The organism is Flavobacterium columnare, assembly GCF_014844295.1.
GTDB classification, from domain to species: Bacteria; Bacteroidota; Bacteroidia; order Flavobacteriales; family Flavobacteriaceae; genus Flavobacterium; species Flavobacterium columnare.
Map to the genome: position 1 here is coordinate 3,119,002 of NZ_CP054494.1, position 21,615 is coordinate 3,140,616.

Below are 21,615 nucleotides of genomic sequence, written 5' to 3' on the forward strand. Positions count from 1 at the left end.
GTGAAAAAACTTTATGAAACTCTGTGTAACAAAAAAATATGTCCATAAAAATCAAAATATGCGGAATGAAATACCCTGTCAACATACAGGCAGTTTCGAAACTAAAACCCGATTATTTAGGTTTTATTTTTTATGAAATGTCTCCAAGGCATTGCACAGGAAATATCCCTGAGATTCCCAATACCATCAAAAAAGTGGGCGTGTTTGTCAATGCTGATTTGGAAACCATTCAACAAAAAATACAACAGTATCAATTGAATGCAGTGCAATTACACGGAAAAGAGTCTGCAACGATGTGCCAAGCCTTAAAAGACACTTCAATTGAAGTTATCAAAGTATTTTCGATGGATGCTCATTTTGATTTTCAAAGTATAATTAACTACGAAAATGTTTGCGACTATTATTTGTTTGATACCAAAGGACAACAACACGGAGGCAATGGATTTACTTTTGATTGGGATATTTTAAACAATTATCCTTCCGATAAACCTTATTTTTTAAGTGGAGGCATTGGCATAAACGAATTAGAAGCGCTAAAAGCTTTCCTAAAAACAGACGTCGGTCAAAAATGTTACGCCATAGACGTCAATAGTAAATTTGAAATCGATGCAGGGTTGAAAGATGTGGAGAAATGTAGGTTACTGATTGATGATTTAAGATTAACGAATGTTGAGTGAAGAAGTAAAGAGTGAAGAGTGAAGAGTAAAGAGTAAAGAGTAAAGAGTAAAGAGTAAAGAGTAAAGAGTAAAGAGTAAAGAGTAAAGAGTAAAGAGTAAAGAGTAAAGAGTAAAGAGTAAAGAGTAAAGAGTAAAGAGTAAAGAGTAAAGAGTAAAGAGTAAAGAGTAAAGAGTAAAGAGTAAAGAGTAAAGAGTAAAGAGTAAAGAGTGAATAGTAATAAGTAACAAGCATCAAACTTTGAGAAACTTTGTACCTTACTTTGTGCAACTCTGTGTAACAAGAAAACTTTGAAACCTGAAACTTGAAACAACTAAAAATAAAAAAATGAAATATACAGTAAACGAAAGAGGATTTTATGGTGATTTTGGAGGGGCTTTTATCCCCGAAATGCTGTATCCTAATGTGGAGCAATTACGCCAACAATACCTTGATATTATCGAAACGGAGAGTTTCCAAGAGGAATATCTACAATTATTAAAAGATTATGTGGGTCGCCCTACCCCTTTGTATTTTGCTAAAAATTTATCGGAGCAATATGGCACCAATATCTACCTAAAACGAGAAGACTTATGCCATACAGGAGCACATAAAGTCAATAATACCATAGGCCAAATTTTATTAGCCAAACGATTAGGCAAACACCGCATCATAGCCGAAACAGGTGCTGGTCAACACGGAGTAGCTACCGCTACCGTTTGCGCCTTAATGGGATTACAATGTATTGTGTATATGGGCGAAATCGACATCAAACGTCAAGCACCCAATGTTGCCCGAATGAAAATGCTAGGCGCAGAAGTCCGTCCTGCCACCTCAGGTTCAAAGACCTTAAAAGATGCGACGAATGAAGCTATTCGCGATTGGATTAACAATCCGCTAGATACCTTTTACATCATAGGATCAGTAGTAGGACCTCATCCCTACCCTGATATGGTAGCCCGTTTTCAGAGCATTATTTCGGAAGAAATTAGAAAACAATTATTGGAAAAAGAAGGTCGAGAAACCCCTGATTATGTCATTGCTTGTGTAGGTGGAGGAAGTAATGCCGCTGGCGCTTTTTATCATTTCCTAGACGATGAAAATGTCAATTTAATAGCAGTAGAAGCCGCTGGAAAAGGAATTTATTCAGGCGAAAGTGCCGCTACTTCCATATTAGGAAAGGAAGGTATTATCCACGGAAGTAAAACGCTATTAATGCAAACCGAAGACGGACAAATCACCGAACCCTATTCTATTTCGGCAGGATTAGATTACCCAGGTGTGGGACCCTTACACGCCCATTTATTCAAAAGCGGGAGAGCAACATTTATGTCGGCTACCGATGACGAAGCCATGCAAGCAGGTCTTAACCTATGTAAAAAAGAAGGCATCATTCCAGCCATTGAAAGTTCGCACGCTTTAGCGGTTTTTGGCTTAAAAAAATTCCGAAAAGAAGATATTGTAGTTATTAACCTTTCAGGAAGAGGCGACAAAGATTTGGAGACTTATATGAGGAGCCTGAGCCTCCCCAACCCCTCCAAAGGAGGGGCTTAACTGGACGCAATTGCCCCCTAACCCCCGAAGGGGGAATGTAGGAACGCCCAATCAGTTTTTATGAAATTATAAAAGAACACCTTCGCGAACCTTGCGTACACCTTAGCGCACTTCGCGGTTAAATAATAAAATTATGAATAGAATCAATAAACTTTTCACGTCAAAATTACACGCAACAGCTAGCCCCTCCTTTGGAGGGGTTGGGGAGGCTATTCTCTCCCTGTATTTCACCGCTGGGTATCCTTCTTTAAACGACATCGTACACATTATCCAAGAACTAGAAAAAAACGGAGTCGATATGATTGAAATTGGATTACCGTTTAGTGATCCCTTAGCCGATGGTCCCACCATACAAGAAAGTTCGACCGTTGCGTTAGAAAACGGAATGACTTCTGCTCTGCTATTTGAGCAATTAAAGGACATTCGTCAAACGGTACAAATTCCGTTATTGATTATGGGGTATTTGAATCCGATACTGCAATTTGGCGTAGAAAAATTTTGTCAGCAATGCGCCCAAGTAGGCATCGACGGTTTAATCATCCCCGATTTACCTTTAGAGATATACCAAGAAGAATATCAGGCTATTTTTGAAAAATATAATTTAAAAAATATCTTTTTAATCACTCCGCAAACCAGTGACGAACGCATTCGCCAGATCGATGCTGTTTCCAATAGTTTTATCTATATGGTCAGTACCGCAAGCGTTACGGGTAGTCAAACGGGCTTTGGCGAAGAGCAAATGGCGTATTTTGAACGAATTGCCCAAATGCAACTCAACAACCCACAAGTAATTGGTTTTGGAATTTCTGATGCTGAAACGTTCCAACAAGCCACTACGCACCAACAAGGTGCCATTATAGGTAGCGCGTTTATCAAACATTTAACCGCTAATGGTGTGGATGGTATTGGAAATTTTATTAAGAAAATACGATAATATAAAGCCTGAGATTTTTTCAGGCTTTTGTTTTATTTGCTATTACACAGAGATACTCAAAGAAAACACAGAGATACTCAAAGTTACTCCATACAGTTGGTCACTCCGAGGCAACGAGGAGTCTCATAAAGTAAAGACAAAACAACTAATTCCCTTTATTTTTTGAAGATTCATTTGACAGAAGAAACAATCCTATTTGCTTGGCAATATCTTGTTTATACTTCTCAAAAGGCTCATTGTTAGTTTCAAAAAAATTAATTTTCTTTAGGAGTAAATACTTTTTTAAAAATTACTTTTCGTGAGACCTCTTATAAATCCTAATATTAACCGCTTTTGAAGAAGTATCAACTTGCTTTATAGATTCGACAGGTATTGTTATAAAATCATCTTTCTTAATTTCTTGTTTATATAAAATTTGGATAAAAGAAAATGTACCAAAAAGTAATAGCATAGCACATAAAACCCATTTAATACTATTTATTAAGCTTTTTATTTTACAAATTTTTGAATAGATTTTCTTAAAATCTGATTCAAAATGAGTATAATTTTTTAAAAAATTATTTTTAATTTCACCTTCTTCTTTTTTCACATCACCTTTTATACAATCAATATTATACTTAGAAATATTTAACATTTTAAAAGCGATAATTGAATATAATATAAAACCTGTAAGTATCAGAAACACAATAAATGATTTATCTTTTACTTGATAACTTGCGAACGCAGTAGCAGCAAAAGTTAAAGGAATAGACAAAACTTGTTTATTTACTGATTCAATATTTTTTTCTATACTTTCAAAATATTTATTCCTTTCATCTTTAAATTTTGATTTTATATTTTCAAAATTAAAATCTAGAACATAATTTTCATAATCTCTTTCTGTAAGACGAAGAATTGGATTTAAATTCAAAACTATATGATAAAAACGGTCTAAAGTGTCGTTATTACCTATTCCAAAAACAATTATGTTTTCTTTAAAAAATTGAACAAATTCTTTATTTTTAAAAGATTCTTTTAAAATCAAAAACAGTGGTTGAATATTATCAAAATCAGCAACTCTTAACTCATTTGATTTATACCCAATATGAAAAGCTCCATTCTTTTTATTTACAATAATAATTTCATTTTTGGACTCTCCATATAATGTTGTAAATAAATTATTCGATTTCAAAAAAAGAAATAATTCTTTGTAAATAGGGTAATTAAAAAACAAAGCTTTTTCTTTACTAAAATCTTCATCTGCTTTTTTTCGTATAGTTTCTCCATTAAAATCAATTATAATTATGTCTGAATTATAATAGACATCTTTATAACTGTCGTCAACTAAATAATCCTTGACATTATAATAAATAAATAAATTATCAATTCCAGAGACATATCTATTTAATTTTAAACTAATTTTATCTTTGTTAAGTTCAACATTACTGAAAATTTTAATAAATATTTCATTGCTATATTTATTTTGATTTTCATTATCAGTAATCTGAATTTCGGAATTACTAATTCTATTAATTTTACCATCAGTAAATTTCTTTTCAAGAATACTAACAACTTCATCTATCGAAATATTACTACCTACCATTCTGTTTTTCTTCTTTATATCTATTATTTAATTTAGTAGCTAGTTTCTTATTTTTAATTATTATTACATCTTCTTTTATATCAACTTCATCAGGATTAATTTTATCATAATCTACAGAAATGACAATACCATCCACACTAGCTTTTATGGTTATTAATTCTTTAAAAATTCTAGTCTCTTTTTTAAATTCATTATCAATATCAATTGAATAATTTTTAGCCGTTTCGCTTAAAATATTTTTCTTATCCTCTCCCCACAAATGACTACTTACGTCAGACAAATTAATTGTTTTACTTTTTTTATCTTTAACATATTCATATACAGCTCTCTTTAATTCTTCAACACCTTTGAATTTTTCTTCACCAATTTCATTTTTTGGTAAATCAACCAGTTTTAATAATCTAATAAAATTTTTAGTATTGACTGAGTTCTTAATCATATCACCAGCATTAACCCAATCTTTAAAATATTCTGAAACCTCTCCATCTTGTTGAGTTGTGATTAATGCCAAGTAATTATTTTTTTCTTCTTCTGAATCAGAATTCAAATAAATAGCAAAATTTATCCTCAACGCCATTGCTATCTTATCAATATTAATGTTCTCTGTATTATCAAGTGTGAATACTCCTTCCTTTTTTATTATGTTAATTCCATCTCTCTTTCTGAGTAATACAACCGCTATGAATCTATTATTAGATATAAAATAATCTACAAATAAATAATAACCTCCCGTTGCAAATGGTTTAGTTTCAATTTTCTCTTTTAAAGCTGTAATAGATTTAGATAATTCATAAAAGGCATCCTCATTTTCATCTTCAATCAACTCTAAATAACTATTTAATGAGTTTGAGAATTCATTTGAATTATTTATTTTAAACTTTGTGTTTTTTAATGAGGGACTTTCACTAATAGATTTATGCAAACTTTTAACCAAAACATTTGAAAAATCATCTGATTTAGATACTTTGTCTGAAAAATCAATTTTAACTTCTGCTTTATTTTTTTCTTTTTCTAAAAAATGAATTATATACTTATTTACTTTAATGTTATCTTCCATTTATACTAATTTAATTTTTACTTTGTTCAATTATAAAATTAACGTTTTAAAATTATTTCCGCTACGGTTTCCCGTAAAAACAATATCCAAAAGCTAAAACAAGAAAACGCACAATAATAGCACAGGGTTTAGTAGAGGAAAATGTTTTGTTTATTTGCTATTCAAAAATAGCATTTTATACAAAAGAGGGTTCAAAAAATATCCTGTTGGGTACTTTTCTTTTATCCCACAAAATTTTCTATAAATACCTGCGTTTTAGTATCTTTAAGAACTACTAACCCAAAATCGGCTACGCATGTTACTACGTCCGCTTCTTTTTGCATTGTTAGCTATACAAGGCATTGGTGCTCAAATCAAAAAACAGGAACACAAAGATTTTAGAACCCCTCAGGAAATTGAGTTGGAGCAAGTGCTATTGAAAATGCGTGCGCAGTTCAAACAGCATTACCGCTCAAACACCACCGATTTTTATACGGTGGAAGCTGTGGCGCAAATCAACCAAATGCCTTTTTATAATTTTAAAGGTACTTGTCTCTTGAAGTCCGTTTCGCCTATTGGTTGCGAAAGTACTTATCAATTGGACAAAGCTAAATTTGATACGTATCAGCAAGCTGAAAATGCCATTTTTAAAAAAGAACGCAATCCAAGGGAGCAAATTCCATTTTATTTGACTTCGATTTTTGGGCAGTTGGAGCACTTCTATGAAAGCTATGCTTTTTTGAATCGCAAAGATTTTCAATTCAAATTGGAAGAAACCAGTGATAAAGCTAACTATATCCTGCATTTTCGCTCACAAAATCCTAAATTACCATTACTGGGCTCCTTAACGCTTACCAAAAAAGAATGTCGCCCGATAACCTTGGAATATCATCTCCTTTCGGACTATACTTTTGAGATGAGCAGTGATAATTTTAACGACAAACAAAGTACGGGATATACTGTAAGGGTATTGAAAGAGGTAGTAAAAATGACCTTTCAGGAAACAAACGATGTTTTCGTTGTGAGTCAATACGAATCGGACTATAGTTTTAAAAACGAAACCAAAGACACTTCGGTAATCATCCAGGGGGATGTGGGACATTCTGTAATCAAAATGCGCAAAACGACTAACGAAGTGAACATCTGCAAAAAAGATTTTGATATGGATGTTTTGGAGTAAATTTTATAGTTAGACCAACGTTGGAGCCACAAACGAGAGGTCTTTTATACCATTTAAACTTAAAATATACTGGATTAAAAAGTAAAATTCTCGATCTTTTTTTTTCATTTTAAAACAACTCGAACGGACGGTTGAGTATATAATTGAAATCATCGTTCGTTCGAGTTCGAAACGCATCGAGAACCAACACTAATTTTTGTTGCTTTTGTAGAGGTACTATTTTTAAAAAGAAAATTCAAAGTTTAAATGGTATTAATGCTATCTTAATGCTATTCCTTTTTAAATACCTTGTTCATAACAAACCTCATCCTTTCTAAAAAAAAATTTTTAAAGTCTTCATTCTTTTACAAAATTTTAAATTTTAGCGTTTTGTATGAACTTACCCAAAGTGCTTATTAAGCATTTTTAGGAAATTAAGGTTCTAAGTCTAAATTTAAAAGCATTTTTATATATTTGACTTCCATCCTAATGTACTATTTAAAAACAAAACATTAACTTCATAAAAACTAATAAGAAATTATAATAAATAGCAGATGATTGAGAAAAAAATTTACGACTTTATCAATTTAAATAAAGGTGAAGAAAAGCAAGAAAAAGTTTTAGAAACTGTAAAATCTAATATTTCTTTTAGAGGATCTAACTTATGGACATTGGCCTGTGCCATAGTAATTGCCTGTGTTGGCTTAAATGTAAATTCTACAGCTGTAATTATAGGTGCAATGCTTATTTCTCCTTTAATGGGGCCTATTGTAGGAGCTGGATTTTCATTAGCTATTTATGATTTTGAACTATTAAAAAAATCTTCCAAAAATTTATTAATTGCTACCATATTAAGTTTAACTGTTGCAACTATTTATTTTTACTTTAGTCCTTTTAAGGATACAAACTCCGAATTACTTGCTAGAACCTCTCCTAATATTTACGATGTTCTCATTGCTTTTTTTGGAGGTTTGGTTGGTGTTATTGCAATAACTCGAGTAGAAAAAGGCAATCCAATACCAGGGGTAGCTATTGCCACTGCATTAATGCCTCCTCTTTGTACAGCAGGACACGGACTTGCTATTAGTAATTTTTCTTATTTTTTAGGAGCTATTTATTTATATTCTATCAACTGTTTTTTTATCTGCATCTCAACCTTTTTAGTACTTAAATACCTGAATTACAAACCTATAAAAACACTCAATCAAAAATTTGAAAAACAAATACGTTACGGTATTTCAATTCTTATTTTAATTATGATCATTCCTAGTTTTTATATGGCATATAGCTTGCTTCAGGAAAATAAGTATAACCAAAAAATAGAAGAGTTTCTAACTCAAGAATTAACAAATAAAGGCTATACAATTATTTATAAAAAAACAAAACATAATACCACCCCTAAAACAATAGAACTGGCTTTTTTAAGTAAAAAGTTTAATGAAAATGAAACTAAATTACTAAATGAAAGACTTTCTAAATACGATATTAAGAATACTGTAATAGAAATAAAACAAGATCCAAAAGATTTAAAAGATGAAATTTTGAATGAAATTGGGATTCAAAACAAAACATCTGACCAAAAAGATCTTTTAATAAACAAATTACAAAAAGAATTGAATGAGTACAAAATTTCAAATAACGAAACCTTAGAAGAAATTGCTATCCTATTTCCTGAACTAAAAAATGTATCATTAGGAAAACATATAATTAATACAAATACGGACGAACAAAAAACATTTATTGTTTTGCTGTACGAATGTAATGATAATACAATTGACACAAATAAGATAAAAAAATGGTTGAGTCAAAAATTACAAACACAGGATATTGAATTGGTAAAAAAATAACATCTTTTTTTATTTTTCACATTCAAAAACACAGGAAGGATGTGGCATTATTATTGATGCTATGAATGAAATAGAGGCTGATTAATAATCAAAAATTGAACGAAAACAATAATCAAAAACGTCTTTATTTTGTTCATTAAATTGTTCAAAAAAAATCGTTTTTTAACCCATTATAAACGCCAACTTTACTATTTTTAGTAAGGATAATAAAAACTTAGGAGTATGGATTTGAGTCACAATGAAGAAGATTATAGTTTATCCTTATCAAAATTTGAATCAATGTTAAAAACCAATAAGGTCTTATTTTTTGATTCAGAAGAATTTGAGGATATCATCCTCCATTATATGGATATTGGCAAACCTAGTCTAGCCAAAAAAGCTCTAAAATTAGGGCTAGAGCAACATCCCAAATCCTTTGGATTGAAGTTGGTTCAGGTAGAAATGCTGTTATTTGAAGACAAAATCGAACAAGCCGAAAAGCTGCTGAATGATTTATACGCTATAGAACCCACCAATGAAGAAATTTTTATACAAAAAGCAAACATTTGTTCTAAACGAGACGATCATAAACAAGCCGTTGAGTTTCTAAAAACAGCCTTACAATACACAGATGACTATGCTGATGTTCATAACCTTTTAGGGATGGAATATTTATTCATGGATGAACTAGAACTCGCCAAAACACATTTTATAGCTTGTTTAGAAGAAGAACCCGAAGAACAATCCGGACTCTATAACGTCATCTATTGTTTTGAATTTTTAGAACAATACCAAGAAGCCATTTCCTTTTTACAAAACTATATAGACACAAATCCTTATAGTGAAATTGCATGGCACCAACTAGGTAGATTAAACTTTACTATAAAACAGTACCAAGAAGCCTACATAGCATTTGATTATGCAACCGTTATTGACGATCAATTCATGGGAGCCTATATGGAAAAAGCCAAAGCACTTGAACGTTTAGAACGCTATGAAGAAGCCATCTGGAACTATCAAGAAACCATTCGATTAGAAGATCCAACCTCTTACGCCTTATTACGAATAGGCAAATGTTTTGAAAAAATGGGCAATGATTCAGAAGCTTTAAATTATTATAACAAAACAGTACATGAAGATCCTTTATTAGATAAAGGATGGATAGCCATAACGGATTTTTATATGCGCCAAGAAAACTTTCAAAAGGCTCTTTATTATGTAAACAAAGCCCTTGGTATAGATGCAGAAAACCCTTTATACTGGAAACGGTATGCCTCTATAAATAAAGAGTTAGCACTATTTGAAGAAGCAGAAGAAGGATATCGAAAAGCTATAGAATTAGGAGATACAGAATTAGAAACCATTCTATTTTGGGCGGATACACAATTATTTATTGGGGAATATGAAGCTTCTGTAGAAACCTTAATAAAAGCAAATGTCTTGTTTTTAGATCATTATCAAATAGAATATCGTTTAGCTGGGTTGTATTATTCTTTAGATAACCCTACTAAAGGATTATATCACTTAACAAATGCTTTACATCATAATTTTAAAATGAAGAGTATTCTACAGGAACTATTTCCTGCCGTATTTGATATGAAAGCTATTCAAAAAATTATAAATAAATTCAATGAGTTACAATAAATACATTATTTTATGAAAAAATTAGGATTACTAGGTAAAAATATTTCTTATTCTTTTTCTAAAAATTATTTTACAAATAAATTTCAAAATGAATCTTTAACCCTTATTTTTTCGTATGATAATTATGATATTCAAAAAATTGGTGAATTTAAAGAAATAATTATCAATGAGCCTAATTTAATAGGTTTAAATGTAACAATACCCTATAAGGAAAAAATCATACCTTATTTAGATGAACTTTCAGAAACAGCAAAAGATATTGAAGCGGTAAATACGATTAAAATTACTTCAGATAAAAAACTGATTGGGCATAATACTGATTTTTATGGTTTTCAAGAATCAATTACCCCTCTACTCTGTAATCATCATAAAAAAGCCTTATTATTAGGTACGGGAGGTGCTTCAAAAGCTATTGCTTACGCTTTAAAAAACTTAGGAATTGATTTCTTATTTGTTTCAAGACAACAATTTAATAATACGATCACTTATGATCAATTAAATGCTTCTACACTGGCAGAATATACTATAATAATTAATTGTACCCCATTAGGAACGTATCCTAATATTCAAGACTGCCCTACAATTCCCTATGAGTTCATAACTTCTAATCATCTCGTATACGACTTGATTTATAATCCGGAAAAAACTTCTTTTCTCACAAAAGCTGAGGAAAAAGGAGCTATCATTAAAAATGGTTATGAGATGTTAGTATTACAAGCAGAGAAAGCTTGGGAAATTTGGAATGCATAAAAAACAGATTATAAATACTATAAAAATTTGTTTATAAACTAGTAGTATATATCTTCTCAAACTCCTTATTATTTAGAATTAAAAAAGTACATTTGCCCTCCTTAAATATAAAATTATGAGCGCAACTTGGTACGAATGTAAAGTAAAATTTAGAAAAGTAGACGAAAATGGCATCCAAAAAGTCACAACAGAACCTTATTTAGTCGATGCTCTATCCTATACCGAAGCTGAATCTAGAATTACACAAGAAATGATGTCTTATCTGACTGAGGAGTTTAAAATAACGAATATTAAAGTGGCCAATTATGCTGAAATTCATCCATTTGAAAATACAGATAGATGGTTTCGTTCAAAAGTTTCTTTAATAGCCTATGATGAAGAAAGCGGAAAAGAAAGAAAAACTAATTTATACTTATTAGTACAAGCAAATGATGTACGTGAAGCTTATGATAATACACAAATAGCTATGAAAAATACAATGGGGGATTATACCATTCCTGCCATTTCAGAGTCTCCTATTGTGGATGTATTCCCTTATTTTAGTGGTGATGAAAATGATCTAGAAGCAGTAGAACGATTTAATAAACTCAAAGCTTCTAAACCTGATGTTGAAACGCATTCAGAAATAATAGATCACATGGAATTTGATAATGAAATTATATCTGAATATCAAGAATAACCTTCTATTATAAAAAATATTGATTATTTCTTTTAATTTTATGCTTTTTTTTTCAAACAGGCTGATATAAAAATATAGAGTACAAAACTTGTGTCATTTAACTTCGTTAGAATCGCTTCGCTCTAATCGATCAAAGAACAAAGATAACCTAAGGACTTCATTCGAATAAGCGAAGCAAATGACATCGTATTTTGGACAAATCTTTTTGTATGCTGTAATACAAATAAGAATCGTGTATGTTTGGTGTTTTTTTTTGATTAAACAAGCATCACATTATGCTTATTTTATTTTATAAATTCTACTTTTTGATCTTCTGCATTTACACTATCAAAAAAGCCTTGTGAACGCATCCATTCATCATTATATACTTTACTCATATAACGAGATCCGTGATCGGGTAATATAGCTACTACTACACTCTCTTCATTAAATTCAGCTTCTTCATCATACAACCTAATAGCTTCTAAAACGGCTCCTGAAGTATAACCTGCAAAAATTCCTTCTGTTTTGGCTAATTTCCGAGACATGTGAGCGCTTTCTTCATCTGTAACTTTAATAAAGCGGTCTATAATATCAAAATCGGTAGCGGTGGGAATCAGATTTTTTCCTAATCCTTCTATTTGGTAAGGATAAATTTCATCTGAATCAAACTCTTTGGTTTCATGGTATTTTTTTAGCACTGAACCGTAGGCATCGACTCCTAAAATTTTGATATTAGGATTTTGTTCTTTTAAAAATTTTGCTGTCCCTGATAATGTTCCTCCTGTTCCTGAACAAGCAATAATATGCGTTACCTGACCGCCTGTTTGTTCCCAAATTTCAGGACCTGTAGTTTTATAATGGGCTTCAACATTTAATTCATTAAAATATTGATTGATATAAATAGATCCTTTGGTTTCTTCATGCAAACGTTTTGCTACATTATAATAAGAACGTTCATCATCTGCAGAAACGTGGGCTGGACAAACATACACTTTTGCCCCCATACTCTTGAGCATATCTATTTTATCAGGTGAAGATTTTGAACTCACAGCCAAAACACAATTATACCCTTTGATAATACTCACCATGGCAAGACTAAAACCTGTATTACCAGAAGTTGTTTCTACTATTGTATCACCTGGTTTTAAAATCCCTCTGCGCTCAGCCTCTTCAATGATGTATAAAGCAATTCTATCTTTTGTAGAATGTCCTGGATTAAAAGCTTCTACTTTAGCATAAAAATTTCCTTTAAAGGAATCCGTTATCTTATTTAATTTAATTAAAGGCGTGTTTCCTATTAATTCTAAAATAGAGCTATAAGCCTTAATTTCTGTCTTCATACAGTTTATTAATTTTTTTCTGGATAATGAACTACAAAGCTATTAATTTTTTATCGTTTGATTCCTTCTAGTTGAAACAAAAACGAAAATTCTTTTGCTATTTCTTTTAAAGCTTCAAATCTACCAGAAGCTCCACCATGTCCTGTATCCATATTCGTGTCTAAAAATAATAAATTTTTGTCAGTTTTAGAAGCTCTTAACTTAGCAACCCATTTAGCGGGTTCCCAATATTGAACTTGTGAATCATGTAAACCTGTTGTTACTAACATATTGGGATACTCTTTTGACTCTACATTATCGTAAGGTGAATAGGATTTCATATAGTCATAATATTCTTTATCCTTTGGATTACCCCATTCATCATATTCTCCTGTGGTTAATGGAATCGAATCGTCTAACATGGTTGTTACTACATCTACAAACGGTACGGCGGAAATAATTCCGTTATACAACTCAGGATTCATATTAATGACTGCTCCCATTAACAAACCGCCTGCTGAGCCTCCTTCGGCATATAAATGTTGAGCTGAAGTATATTTATTTTCGATTAAAAATTTAGAACAATCTATAAAATCGGTAAAAGTATTCTTCTTTTTTAGTAATTTCCCATCTTCATACCAAGGACGACCTAAATCTTCTCCTCCACGAATATGGGCAATTGCATAAATAAACCCACGGTCTAAAAGGCTCAAACGGGTGGTTGAAAAAGTACAATCCATAGAATAACCATACGAACCGTAAGCATATTGCAACAAAGGTCTTTGTGCATTAAGTTCAATTCCTTTTTTGTATACTAATGAAATAGGTACTTTTACACCATCACGAGCTGTTGCCCATACTCGTTTTTCTTCGTAATTCTCTTTATCAAACGTACCTCCTAAAACTTCTTGTTCTTTTTTGATTTCTTTTTCTTGTGTCCGCATATTGAAATCTATAATTGAAGAAGGTGTTTTTAGTGACTGATATCCATAACGAAGAATTTCTGTATCAAAATCAACATTAGTGGATGTGTAAGCTGTATAGGTTTGACTTTCAAAAGGAAGATAATACGCTTCTGCTCCGCTCCACGGTATGATTCGTAATTGGGTTAAACCATTCGAACGCTCTTCAACTACCAAATAATCTTTAAAAATTTCAATATCTTCTAATAAAACATCTTCACGGTGCGGTAAAACATCTACCCAATTTTCTTTAGAAGTAGTTGTTTCAGAAGTTTTCATTAGCTTAAAATTAGTGGCATTATCTTTATTCGTTAATATATAAAAGTTGTTGTCAAAATGTGAAATTGTGTATTCCAAACCACGGGTTCGTTTTTGGAAAATCAAGAAAGATTCATCTGGTGTATCAGCATTCAAATACTGATATTCAGTGGTCATGGTACTTTGAGAACCAATTACTAAATATTTTTTTGATTTTTCTTTGTAAATATATACACTGAAAGTTTCATCTTTTTCTTCAAAAACTAATACATCTTCCGAAACATTTGTTCCTATTTTATGTTTATACACTTTATTTGAACGAAGTGTTACAGGATCTTTAGTGGTGTAAAAGATCGTTTGATTATCATTGGCCCAAATTGACCCTCCTGTACAATTTTCTATTTTATCAGTAAGAATTTCACCCGTTTCTAAGTTTTTAATTTGAATCGTATATATACGACGACTTACCGTATCTGTACCAAAAGTAGCAAACTTGTTATTAGGACTTACACTTACTCCTCCTAACTGAAAGTAGGCAAAGTTTTTTGCCATTTCATTACAGTTAAACAAAATTTCTTCTGGCGCCTCTAAACTTTCTTTTTTACGAGAATAAATAGGATAATCTCCCCCCTTTTCAAAACGTGTAATATACCAATATCCATTATATAGATAAGGTACTGATGATTCATCTTCTTTTATACGCGCTTTCATTTCTTGAAATAATTTCTTTTGAAAATCCTTTGTGTGCGCAGTCATTTGCTCATAATATGCGTTTTCTGCATTCAAATAATCAATTACGTCTTGATTTTCTCGATCATTTAACCAATAATAATTATCTATACGCACATCATTATGTATTTCTAATTTTTGTGGTATAATCTTAGCCACAGGAGGTATAAGGATATCTGACATTTTATTATTTTTTGAATTGCAAATTTACACTTTCATAAATGAAATTAGTAAGTTTGCGGCTAAATTAAAACTAAAAAAATTATGTTTGGAGATATTATGGGCATGATGGGCAAATTAAAAGAAACCCAACAAAAAATTGAAGATACTAAAAAACGTCTAGATACTGTTTTAGTAGATCAAAAAAGTAATGATGGATTATTGCATGTAACCTTAAGTGCTAACCGTCAAATAAGAAGTATTACCATAGATGATAGTTTATTAAAAGACAAAGATCAATTAGAAGACTATCTGGTATTAATATTAAACAAAGCTATTGAAAAAGCAACAGCTGTAAACGAAGCTGAATTAGGTGCGGTTGCTAAAGATGGAATGCCTAACATCCCTGGGATGGATGGATTGTTTAAATAAATTTAAATATTAATAGATGCTTTTTAAAAACGATTCCTTTAACGAGTTAAAGGAATCGTTTTTAAAAGATGTGCTATTTGAAATAGTATTTTACCCTTTTATGTATTAGTCCCCTTTTTTATACAACAATAATAAAACTACACTAAATTGTAGACTAAACATTGATTTAAATTTATGTTTTCTACATTCACAAAAAAGAATTCTATACCTACAAGATATTATACCTCTTTTTAGAGGCTAGGGAAATGTTTTTTCTTTTAAACATAATTTAGATTGTATTAAGAAAAGACCTATTTATCAATAGTTAAGTTTCTAAATTTTGGCGAAGCTATTGTCATACTACCTACTACTATCAGTGTCATGATTCCTCCAAAAAGAACAGCATTTACGGTGCCCATAAGTTTTGAGGTAAACCCACTTTCAAAAGCGCCTAATTCATTAGAGGATCCTACAAATATAGAGTTAACTGAGGAAACTCTTCCACGCATGGTATCAGGTGTATAAAGTTGGAGTATAGTAGATCGAATTACTACTGAAATTCCATCAGTAATACCACTTAAAAACAAAGCCAGAACTGAAACCCAAAAATTTGTAGACAAACCAAACATAATAATACAAATACCAAAACCAAAAACAGCCCATAATAGTTTTTTACCCGCTTGATGATTAAGATCAAGATGTGTTGCCACTAACATTGTTATTAACCCACCTATAGCAGGCGCCGCTCTTAAAATACCAAAACCTTCAGAACCAACTTTTAAAATATCTGTTGCAAAAATGGGTAATAATGCTACTGCACCACCAAAAAGAACAGCAAACATATCTAGTGATATAGCGTTTAAGATGGTCTTATTATTAAATACAAAAAACAATCCTTCTTTTAGACTTTCATATACTGACTCTACCTTTTGGGTGTTTAAAATAGGTTTAGGTGTAATTTGAAAAAGCGCAAATAATCCTACCAATACACATCCTAGTACAACACACATAGCCTCAAAAACCCCCATCCAACTTATTAGAAAACCCGCTAATGCAGGACCTATAGTAGCTGAAATTTGCCAAGTAGAACTACTCCAAGCGGCAGCATTTGATTTTTCTGAATGAGGTACTATTAAACCCAACAAACTAAACACCGACGGAAAAATAAAAGCTCGAGCTACACCTCCTAAAAAAACTAATATGTATATACTATAAAGGACTTCTTTAGCTGTAAAAAAAGAAGGGTAAAAAGGATTGAGTAGATTTGTTAAAACGAATGAAAGTACGAATAACGCAATATAACACCTTATCATCATTTTTCGCTTTTCATTTTTATCTACTATATGTCCAGCAAATAATGCTAAAGCAATAGCTGGAATTACTTCCATCAAACCTATTAGTCCTAATGACCATGGGTCTTGGGTAATCCTATATACTTCCCATTCTACAATTATGAATTGCATAGACCAAGCCAGTACAACTGCTAATCGCATGGCTAAAAACCATCTAAATTCTTTAATTCTTAATGATGAATAAGGATCTTTATGTTTTTTTTTTGACACTTTATTGTTATTTAATCGTTTTACTTTTTTTATTGAATTACAACTACTAGATGCTTTTATACTCAATAATACAAATAAAGACTTTAAATAGTATTCTTTTAAGATAAATTAAGAATACCGTTTTCAAGTAATCTATAATCGTATAATATTCTGATTTATTAAAACAAATTCCTTTGTTTTTCAGACAGATAAATACAAATACTAAAGCTAAAAACAAATAGATGTAATCCAAAACCCTACTATTAAAAAAGGGTATGCTAATTGAGGTGAAATTTAAAACTCTTTTAGTTGTCTATTGAATAACTTAAATTGAAGTTTAAAATATTCGATTTCTATTTTCATTACCTTATATCTCTTAATCTAAGTTGTAACGAAACGCTTCCATTCCATTCATTTTCTTCAATGGAATATACCGCATCAAATCTTCGTAAATTAGATGTTAGTATTTGTTTTTTTCCAATACCAAAACCTATCGCACTATAACTAGCACTCATATTCTGCTTCACAAAAAGACGAAGATGTTCGTCGTTTTGACCGACTGCTTTGCCATAACCTGTATCATGTATTGATTTCGATATAAAAACAGGGGTCATGTTTTCTGGTCCAAAAGGTTCAAATTGTTTTAAAATACGCATTAATTTAGGGGTAATATCTTCTAATTGGATTTCTGCATCTATACTGATTTCTGGTATCAATAAATCAGGATGAATAGATTCTTTTACTGTTTGTTCGAATGCTTTTTTAAAAGCAATATAATTTTCTTCTTTTAGTGTCATACCCGCAGCATACATGTGCCCTCCAAATTGTTCTAAATGTTCAGCACAGGCTTCTAGAGCATTATAAATATCAAAATCTTTTACTGAACGAGCGGATGCGGCCAATTTATCGCCACTTTTTGTAAAAACAATAGTTGGACGATAGTAATTTTCTACCAAACGAGAAGCTACTATTCCTATAACTCCTTTATGCCAGTTTTCTTGATAAACTACCGTAGAAAAACGATCTATTTCTTGATTTTGTATAATTTGTTCGAGAGCTTCTTCTGTTATTTGTTTGTCTAGATCTTTTCTATCTGAATTAAAAATTTCAATATCAGCGGCGCATTGAGACGCTTGTAACAAATCAAATTCTGTTAATAATGATACTGCATAATTCCCATGTTTTATCCTTCCTGCTGCATTTATTCGTGGTGCTATAATAAATACTACATCTGAAATAGTTAGCTCTTTTTTCTTTATATTTAAGATTAAAGCTTGTATACCTGGCCTAGGAGATGTATTAATTACTTCTAATCCAAATTTAGCTAAAACTCTGTTTTCTCCCGTTATAGGTACTATATCAGCTCCTATAGCCGTAGCTACTAAATCTAAATAGGGAACTAATTCTTGAATTGTTTGATTTCTTTTAGAGGCTAATGCTTGTATTAATTTAAATCCTACTCCACAGCCACATAATTCTTTATAAGGATAAAAACAATCTTCTCTTTTAGGATCTAAGATGGCTACCGCATCTGGTAAAACAGATCCTGGTCTGTGATGATCGCAAATAATAAAATCAATTCCTTTTTGAGAAGCATATTTTACATGGTCTATAGATTTAATACCACAGTCTAAAGCTATAATTAAAGTAAAATTATGATCCTCAGCAAAATCAATTCCTTTAAAAGAAACGCCATATCCTTCTGCATAACGATCAGGTATATAGGTAGCCACATTAGGATAAAAACTTTTTAGATAAGAGGAAACTAAGGATACAGCTGTTGTGCCATCTACATCATAATCACCAAAAACTAAAATATTTTCATTATATGAAATAGCCTTTTCAATTCGATCTACCGCTTTATCCATATCTTTCATAAGATAAGGATCATGCAAATCAGATAAAGATGGTCTAAAAAATTTTTTAGCCTCATCAAATGTATCTATCCCTCTTTGTATTAAAAGAGTTGCTACAATAGAATCTACTTGAAGTACATTTTGTAAAGCTTGTACTTTTTGATCATTTGGCTTCGATTTTAACGTCCAACGCATAAAACTATAGATTATTATGTTATACTGAACCCAGATTATGCGTTAGCCTTTGTGATGAAAATGAAAAAGGCGAAGAAGATAAAAATACACTGAAATTTTTTACCGCAACTGTAATTTTGCTACGTTGAGGACAAAGAATTAAGTACTTTTTTCGATTCAAAGCCATTTTTATCTGTAATAATTTTATAATGCGTAATCTGGGATAAAACTACACTGGCTCCCTTTTGTGTTTGAAACTAAATTATAATGAAAACGATTCCTTAAAATATACAAAAAAGAGCCCTCCTTTTTACTACTAAAATTTTACACTAGAAACTACTGCTACATTCTTTTTAGGTTTATATCAATCTAAGTGCTTCTTTTTCAAATACAATTCCATCCCACCCGAATGTAATAAAATTTCGGATGTTTTGATGATCTTCTGCCTCTGGGGTTGCTATTACATCCTGATAAAATTTACCAAAAAGTTTTAACGTTTGTTCCTTTGTTAATTCATGTAAAAGAGCAAAAGAAAATATTTTACAAGAACCATTATTTTCTCCCGCTTGATTTACCTGATTTCCATTTTTAAAAAGTGTAGGCGTAAATTCATAATTTGCATCAATATGTGCAATAACCTCTTCAAAGGTGATGTTTTCTTCTTTTGTTATTTTTTGAATGAAAAGATGCATTGTTTTATATTTTTTTGATTGAGTCAAAGATAAAAAAGCTATCCGAAAAAGTTACAATTTTACCATCTTAACCAGAAGAAAAAATCACATGATGCTGATAATGTAACTTCTCCTACCGTCGAAGTAACAGACTAAACATTGAGTTTTAACTTTTCAGACACCTTCGGAATTTAATTAATACATATATTAACAATCAGCCATATTTACGGCAACTGCCAAGCCTCCTTCTGAGGTTTCTTTATACTTATTATTCATATCCTTAGCCGTTTCCCACATGGTATTTACTACTTTATCCAATGGTACTTTTGCATTCTTAGGATCTGTTTCTAGTGCTAGTTCAGCTGCGTTAATAGCCTTAATAGCTCCCATTGTATTACGCTCTATACACGGAATTTGAACAAGACCTCCAATAGGATCACAAGTAAGTCCTAAATGATGTTCCATGGCAATTTCTGCTGCCATTAAAACTTGTTCTGGTGTTCCCCCCATTACTTCACATAAAGCACCTGCCGCCATGGCTGATGAAACCCCTATTTCGGCTTGACACCCTCCCATAGCCGCTGAGATGGTGGCTCCTTTTTTAAAAATAGAACCAATTTCACCTGCTACCATCAAAAATTGTTTGATTTGATCTTCATTAGCTTGATGATTTTCTATGACCATATAATACATTAACACGGCTGGTATTACCCCTGAACTCCCATTAGTAGGTGCCGTAACAACTCTGCCTAATGAGGCATTAACCTCATTAACTGCTAGTGCAAAACAAGATACCCACTTAAGTATTTGTCTAAATTTCACTTCGGTTTTACGTATTGTTTCCAGCCATTCTTGCGGCGAATTATAATGTGCTAGACCAATCAAATTTTGATGTATATCAAATGCTCTCCTTCTTACATTCAATCCACCTGGTAAGATTCCTTCTGTATGACAGCCTATATACATACATTCTAGCATGGTATTCCATACTCTTACTAGTTCATGATGAATTTGATCTTCTGTACGAATTGATTTTTCATTATCATAAACTATTTCTGATATTTTTCGATTTTGTTGCTGGCAGTAATTTAATAATTCGGTTGCGTAATTTATAGGATATGGAAATGCCTTTTTTACTTCTTCTTTTTCTTTAGCAGATACTCTTTCTTCTTTTACAACAAATCCTCCTCCTATTGAATAAAATGTTGATTCATATTTTTTATTCTCATAAAATGCAGTAAACGTTAATCCATTGGCATGAAAAGGCAAAAAGTTTTTATTAAATACAATATCTATTTTGGGATTGAATTTTATAACAAATTCATTGGCTAATTTTAATTCGTTAGAGTCATTAATATGATAAATGATTCCGTCAATATCTTGCACTGGAATATACTCTGGATCTTGCCCACTAAGACCTAACATTACGGCTAAATCCGTTGCATGACCTACCCCTGTCAATGAAAGAGATCCGTATAAGTCAACCTGTACTTTATTTGTTTTATTTAGAATGTTTGCTTCTTTAATTTCATTTAAAAATCGTTCAGCCGCGCGCCAAGGACCTAGAGTATGTGAACTTGAAGGTCCTACTCCTATTTTTAACATATCAAATACTGAAATACACTCTTCCATAATTTTTTATTTTAGCGTACAAAGATAAGGTTCCTATTGCTTACAAAAAAGCGTTAATTTTTTAAAAAATATAAATAGAGATATCATTTTATCAATTACTTTT

17 protein-coding genes are annotated in these 21,615 nt (G+C 31.4%); 9 read left to right on the forward strand and 8 right to left on the reverse strand.

What is annotated here, in order from left to right; genetic code table 11:
* Nucleotides 1-38: 38 nt before the first annotated feature.
* The 3 genes from HUE53_RS13780 (at nt 39) to trpA (ending at nt 3,142) form a co-directional block, all read left to right on the forward strand.
* Nucleotides 39-677: a phosphoribosylanthranilate isomerase gene (locus HUE53_RS13780; RefSeq protein ID WP_225556157.1), complete on the forward strand. Its 639-nt coding sequence runs from the start codon at nt 39-41 to the stop codon at nt 675-677.
* Between the two features lie 325 nt (nt 678-1,002).
* Nucleotides 1,003-2,208: a tryptophan synthase subunit beta gene (gene trpB / locus HUE53_RS13785; RefSeq protein WP_192188584.1), complete on the forward strand. Its 1,206-nt coding sequence runs from the start codon at nt 1,003-1,005 to the stop codon at nt 2,206-2,208.
* A gap of 133 nt (nt 2,209-2,341) precedes the next feature.
* Nucleotides 2,342-3,142, forward strand: coding sequence for a tryptophan synthase subunit alpha (trpA, locus tag HUE53_RS13790; protein ID WP_225556158.1), 801 nt, complete (start codon nt 2,342-2,344; stop codon nt 3,140-3,142).
* Nucleotides 3,143-3,431: 289 nt separating this feature from the next.
* Here trpA and HUE53_RS13795 read toward each other — a convergent pair whose 3' ends face one another.
* The gene (locus HUE53_RS13795) at nt 3,432-4,724 is read right to left on the reverse strand and encodes a hypothetical protein (RefSeq protein ID WP_107317846.1); all 1,293 of its coding nucleotides are present in this window, start codon (nt 4,722-4,724) and stop codon (nt 3,432-3,434) included.
* On the reverse strand, nt 4,714-5,781 hold the full coding sequence (locus HUE53_RS13800; RefSeq protein WP_107317847.1) for a nucleoid-associated protein: 1,068 nt from the start codon (nt 5,779-5,781) through the stop codon (nt 4,714-4,716). Before HUE53_RS13800 ends, HUE53_RS13795 begins: the two co-directional genes overlap by 11 nt.
* A gap of 295 nt (nt 5,782-6,076) precedes the next feature.
* Between HUE53_RS13800 and HUE53_RS13805 the strand changes: the two genes are divergently transcribed.
* The 5 genes from HUE53_RS13805 (at nt 6,077) to HUE53_RS13825 (ending at nt 11,818) form a co-directional block, all read left to right on the forward strand.
* On the forward strand, nt 6,077-6,940 hold the full coding sequence (locus HUE53_RS13805; protein ID WP_192188585.1) for a hypothetical protein: 864 nt from the start codon (nt 6,077-6,079) through the stop codon (nt 6,938-6,940).
* A gap of 533 nt (nt 6,941-7,473) precedes the next feature.
* Nucleotides 7,474-8,766, forward strand: a complete 1,293-nt coding sequence (locus tag HUE53_RS13810; protein ID WP_014164332.1) for a TIGR00341 family protein — start codon at nt 7,474-7,476, stop codon at nt 8,764-8,766.
* A 222-nt stretch (nt 8,767-8,988) separates the two neighbouring features.
* Nucleotides 8,989-10,389, forward strand: a complete 1,401-nt coding sequence (locus tag HUE53_RS13815; protein WP_014164448.1) for a tetratricopeptide repeat protein — start codon at nt 8,989-8,991, stop codon at nt 10,387-10,389.
* A gap of 12 nt (nt 10,390-10,401) precedes the next feature.
* Complete coding sequence (locus HUE53_RS13820) at nt 10,402-11,139, forward strand: shikimate dehydrogenase family protein (protein WP_014164330.1); 738 nt, start codon at nt 10,402-10,404, stop codon at nt 11,137-11,139.
* A gap of 115 nt (nt 11,140-11,254) precedes the next feature.
* Entirely contained in the window at nt 11,255-11,818 is a 564-nt protein-coding gene (locus HUE53_RS13825; RefSeq protein ID WP_014164329.1) for a DUF4494 domain-containing protein, read from the forward strand.
* Nucleotides 11,819-12,102: 284 nt separating this feature from the next.
* Here HUE53_RS13825 and HUE53_RS13830 read toward each other — a convergent pair whose 3' ends face one another.
* Both HUE53_RS13830 and HUE53_RS13835 read right to left on the reverse strand, forming a co-directional pair.
* Entirely contained in the window at nt 12,103-13,140 is a 1,038-nt protein-coding gene (locus HUE53_RS13830) for a PLP-dependent cysteine synthase family protein (RefSeq protein WP_014164328.1), read from the reverse strand.
* Nucleotides 13,141-13,190: 50 nt separating this feature from the next.
* A complete protein-coding gene (locus HUE53_RS13835) occupies nt 13,191-15,251 on the reverse strand; it encodes a S9 family peptidase (protein ID WP_192188586.1) in 2,061 nt (686 codons plus the stop codon).
* Nucleotides 15,252-15,332: 81 nt separating this feature from the next.
* Between HUE53_RS13835 and HUE53_RS13840 the strand changes: the two genes are divergently transcribed.
* The gene (locus HUE53_RS13840) at nt 15,333-15,659 is read left to right on the forward strand and encodes a YbaB/EbfC family nucleoid-associated protein (RefSeq protein ID WP_065213699.1); all 327 of its coding nucleotides are present in this window, start codon (nt 15,333-15,335) and stop codon (nt 15,657-15,659) included.
* Between the two features lie 290 nt (nt 15,660-15,949).
* Here the strand turns inward: HUE53_RS13840 and HUE53_RS13845 are convergent, their stop codons facing one another.
* The 4 genes from HUE53_RS13845 to HUE53_RS13860 all read right to left on the reverse strand — a co-directional run bounded on the left by HUE53_RS13845 (nt 15,950) and on the right by HUE53_RS13860 (nt 21,512).
* Nucleotides 15,950-17,131 (reverse strand): MFS transporter, encoded by a 1,182-nt coding sequence (locus HUE53_RS13845; RefSeq protein WP_050855812.1) that lies wholly within the window; start codon nt 17,129-17,131, stop codon nt 15,950-15,952.
* A 410-nt stretch (nt 17,132-17,541) separates the two neighbouring features.
* The gene (gene recJ / locus HUE53_RS13850) at nt 17,542-19,230 is read right to left on the reverse strand and encodes a single-stranded-DNA-specific exonuclease RecJ (protein WP_014164324.1); all 1,689 of its coding nucleotides are present in this window, start codon (nt 19,228-19,230) and stop codon (nt 17,542-17,544) included.
* A gap of 338 nt (nt 19,231-19,568) precedes the next feature.
* A complete protein-coding gene (locus HUE53_RS13855; RefSeq protein WP_041253145.1) occupies nt 19,569-19,901 on the reverse strand; it encodes a HopJ type III effector protein in 333 nt (110 codons plus the stop codon).
* A gap of 186 nt (nt 19,902-20,087) precedes the next feature.
* A complete protein-coding gene (locus tag HUE53_RS13860) occupies nt 20,088-21,512 on the reverse strand; it encodes an L-serine ammonia-lyase (protein ID WP_192188587.1) in 1,425 nt (474 codons plus the stop codon).
* Nucleotides 21,513-21,615 lie beyond the last annotated feature (103 nt).

Bases quoted from the DNA above. Each gene is read 5' to 3' on its own strand.
- HUE53_RS13855 (WP_041253145.1), bottom strand. From the start codon at position 19,901: ATGCATCTTTTCATTCAAAAAATAACAAAAGAAGAAAACATCACCTTT.
- HUE53_RS13810 (WP_014164332.1), top strand. From the start codon at position 7,474: ATGATTGAGAAAAAAATTTACGACTTTATCAATTTAAATAAAGGTGAA.
- recJ (WP_014164324.1), bottom strand. From the start codon at position 19,230: ATGCGTTGGACGTTAAAATCGAAGCCAAATGATCAAAAAGTACAAGCT.
- HUE53_RS13780 (WP_225556157.1), top strand. From the start codon at position 39: ATGTCCATAAAAATCAAAATATGCGGAATGAAATACCCTGTCAACATA.
- trpB (WP_192188584.1), top strand. From the start codon at position 1,003: ATGAAATATACAGTAAACGAAAGAGGATTTTATGGTGATTTTGGAGGG.
- HUE53_RS13845 (WP_050855812.1), bottom strand. From the start codon at position 17,131: ATGCGATTAGCAGTTGTACTGGCTTGGTCTATGCAATTCATAATTGTA.
- HUE53_RS13860 (WP_192188587.1), bottom strand. From the start codon at position 21,512: ATGGAAGAGTGTATTTCAGTATTTGATATGTTAAAAATAGGAGTAGGA.
- HUE53_RS13805 (WP_192188585.1), top strand. From the start codon at position 6,077: ATGTTACTACGTCCGCTTCTTTTTGCATTGTTAGCTATACAAGGCATT.
- HUE53_RS13815 (WP_014164448.1), top strand. From the start codon at position 8,989: ATGGATTTGAGTCACAATGAAGAAGATTATAGTTTATCCTTATCAAAA.
- HUE53_RS13830 (WP_014164328.1), bottom strand. From the start codon at position 13,140: ATGAAGACAGAAATTAAGGCTTATAGCTCTATTTTAGAATTAATAGGA.
- HUE53_RS13795 (WP_107317846.1), bottom strand. From the start codon at position 4,724: ATGGTAGGTAGTAATATTTCGATAGATGAAGTTGTTAGTATTCTTGAA.
- HUE53_RS13840 (WP_065213699.1), top strand. From the start codon at position 15,333: ATGTTTGGAGATATTATGGGCATGATGGGCAAATTAAAAGAAACCCAA.
- HUE53_RS13825 (WP_014164329.1), top strand. From the start codon at position 11,255: ATGAGCGCAACTTGGTACGAATGTAAAGTAAAATTTAGAAAAGTAGAC.
- HUE53_RS13835 (WP_192188586.1), bottom strand. From the start codon at position 15,251: ATGTCAGATATCCTTATACCTCCTGTGGCTAAGATTATACCACAAAAA.
- HUE53_RS13800 (WP_107317847.1), bottom strand. From the start codon at position 5,781: ATGGAAGATAACATTAAAGTAAATAAGTATATAATTCATTTTTTAGAA.
- trpA (WP_225556158.1), top strand. From the start codon at position 2,342: ATGAATAGAATCAATAAACTTTTCACGTCAAAATTACACGCAACAGCT.
- HUE53_RS13820 (WP_014164330.1), top strand. From the start codon at position 10,402: ATGAAAAAATTAGGATTACTAGGTAAAAATATTTCTTATTCTTTTTCT.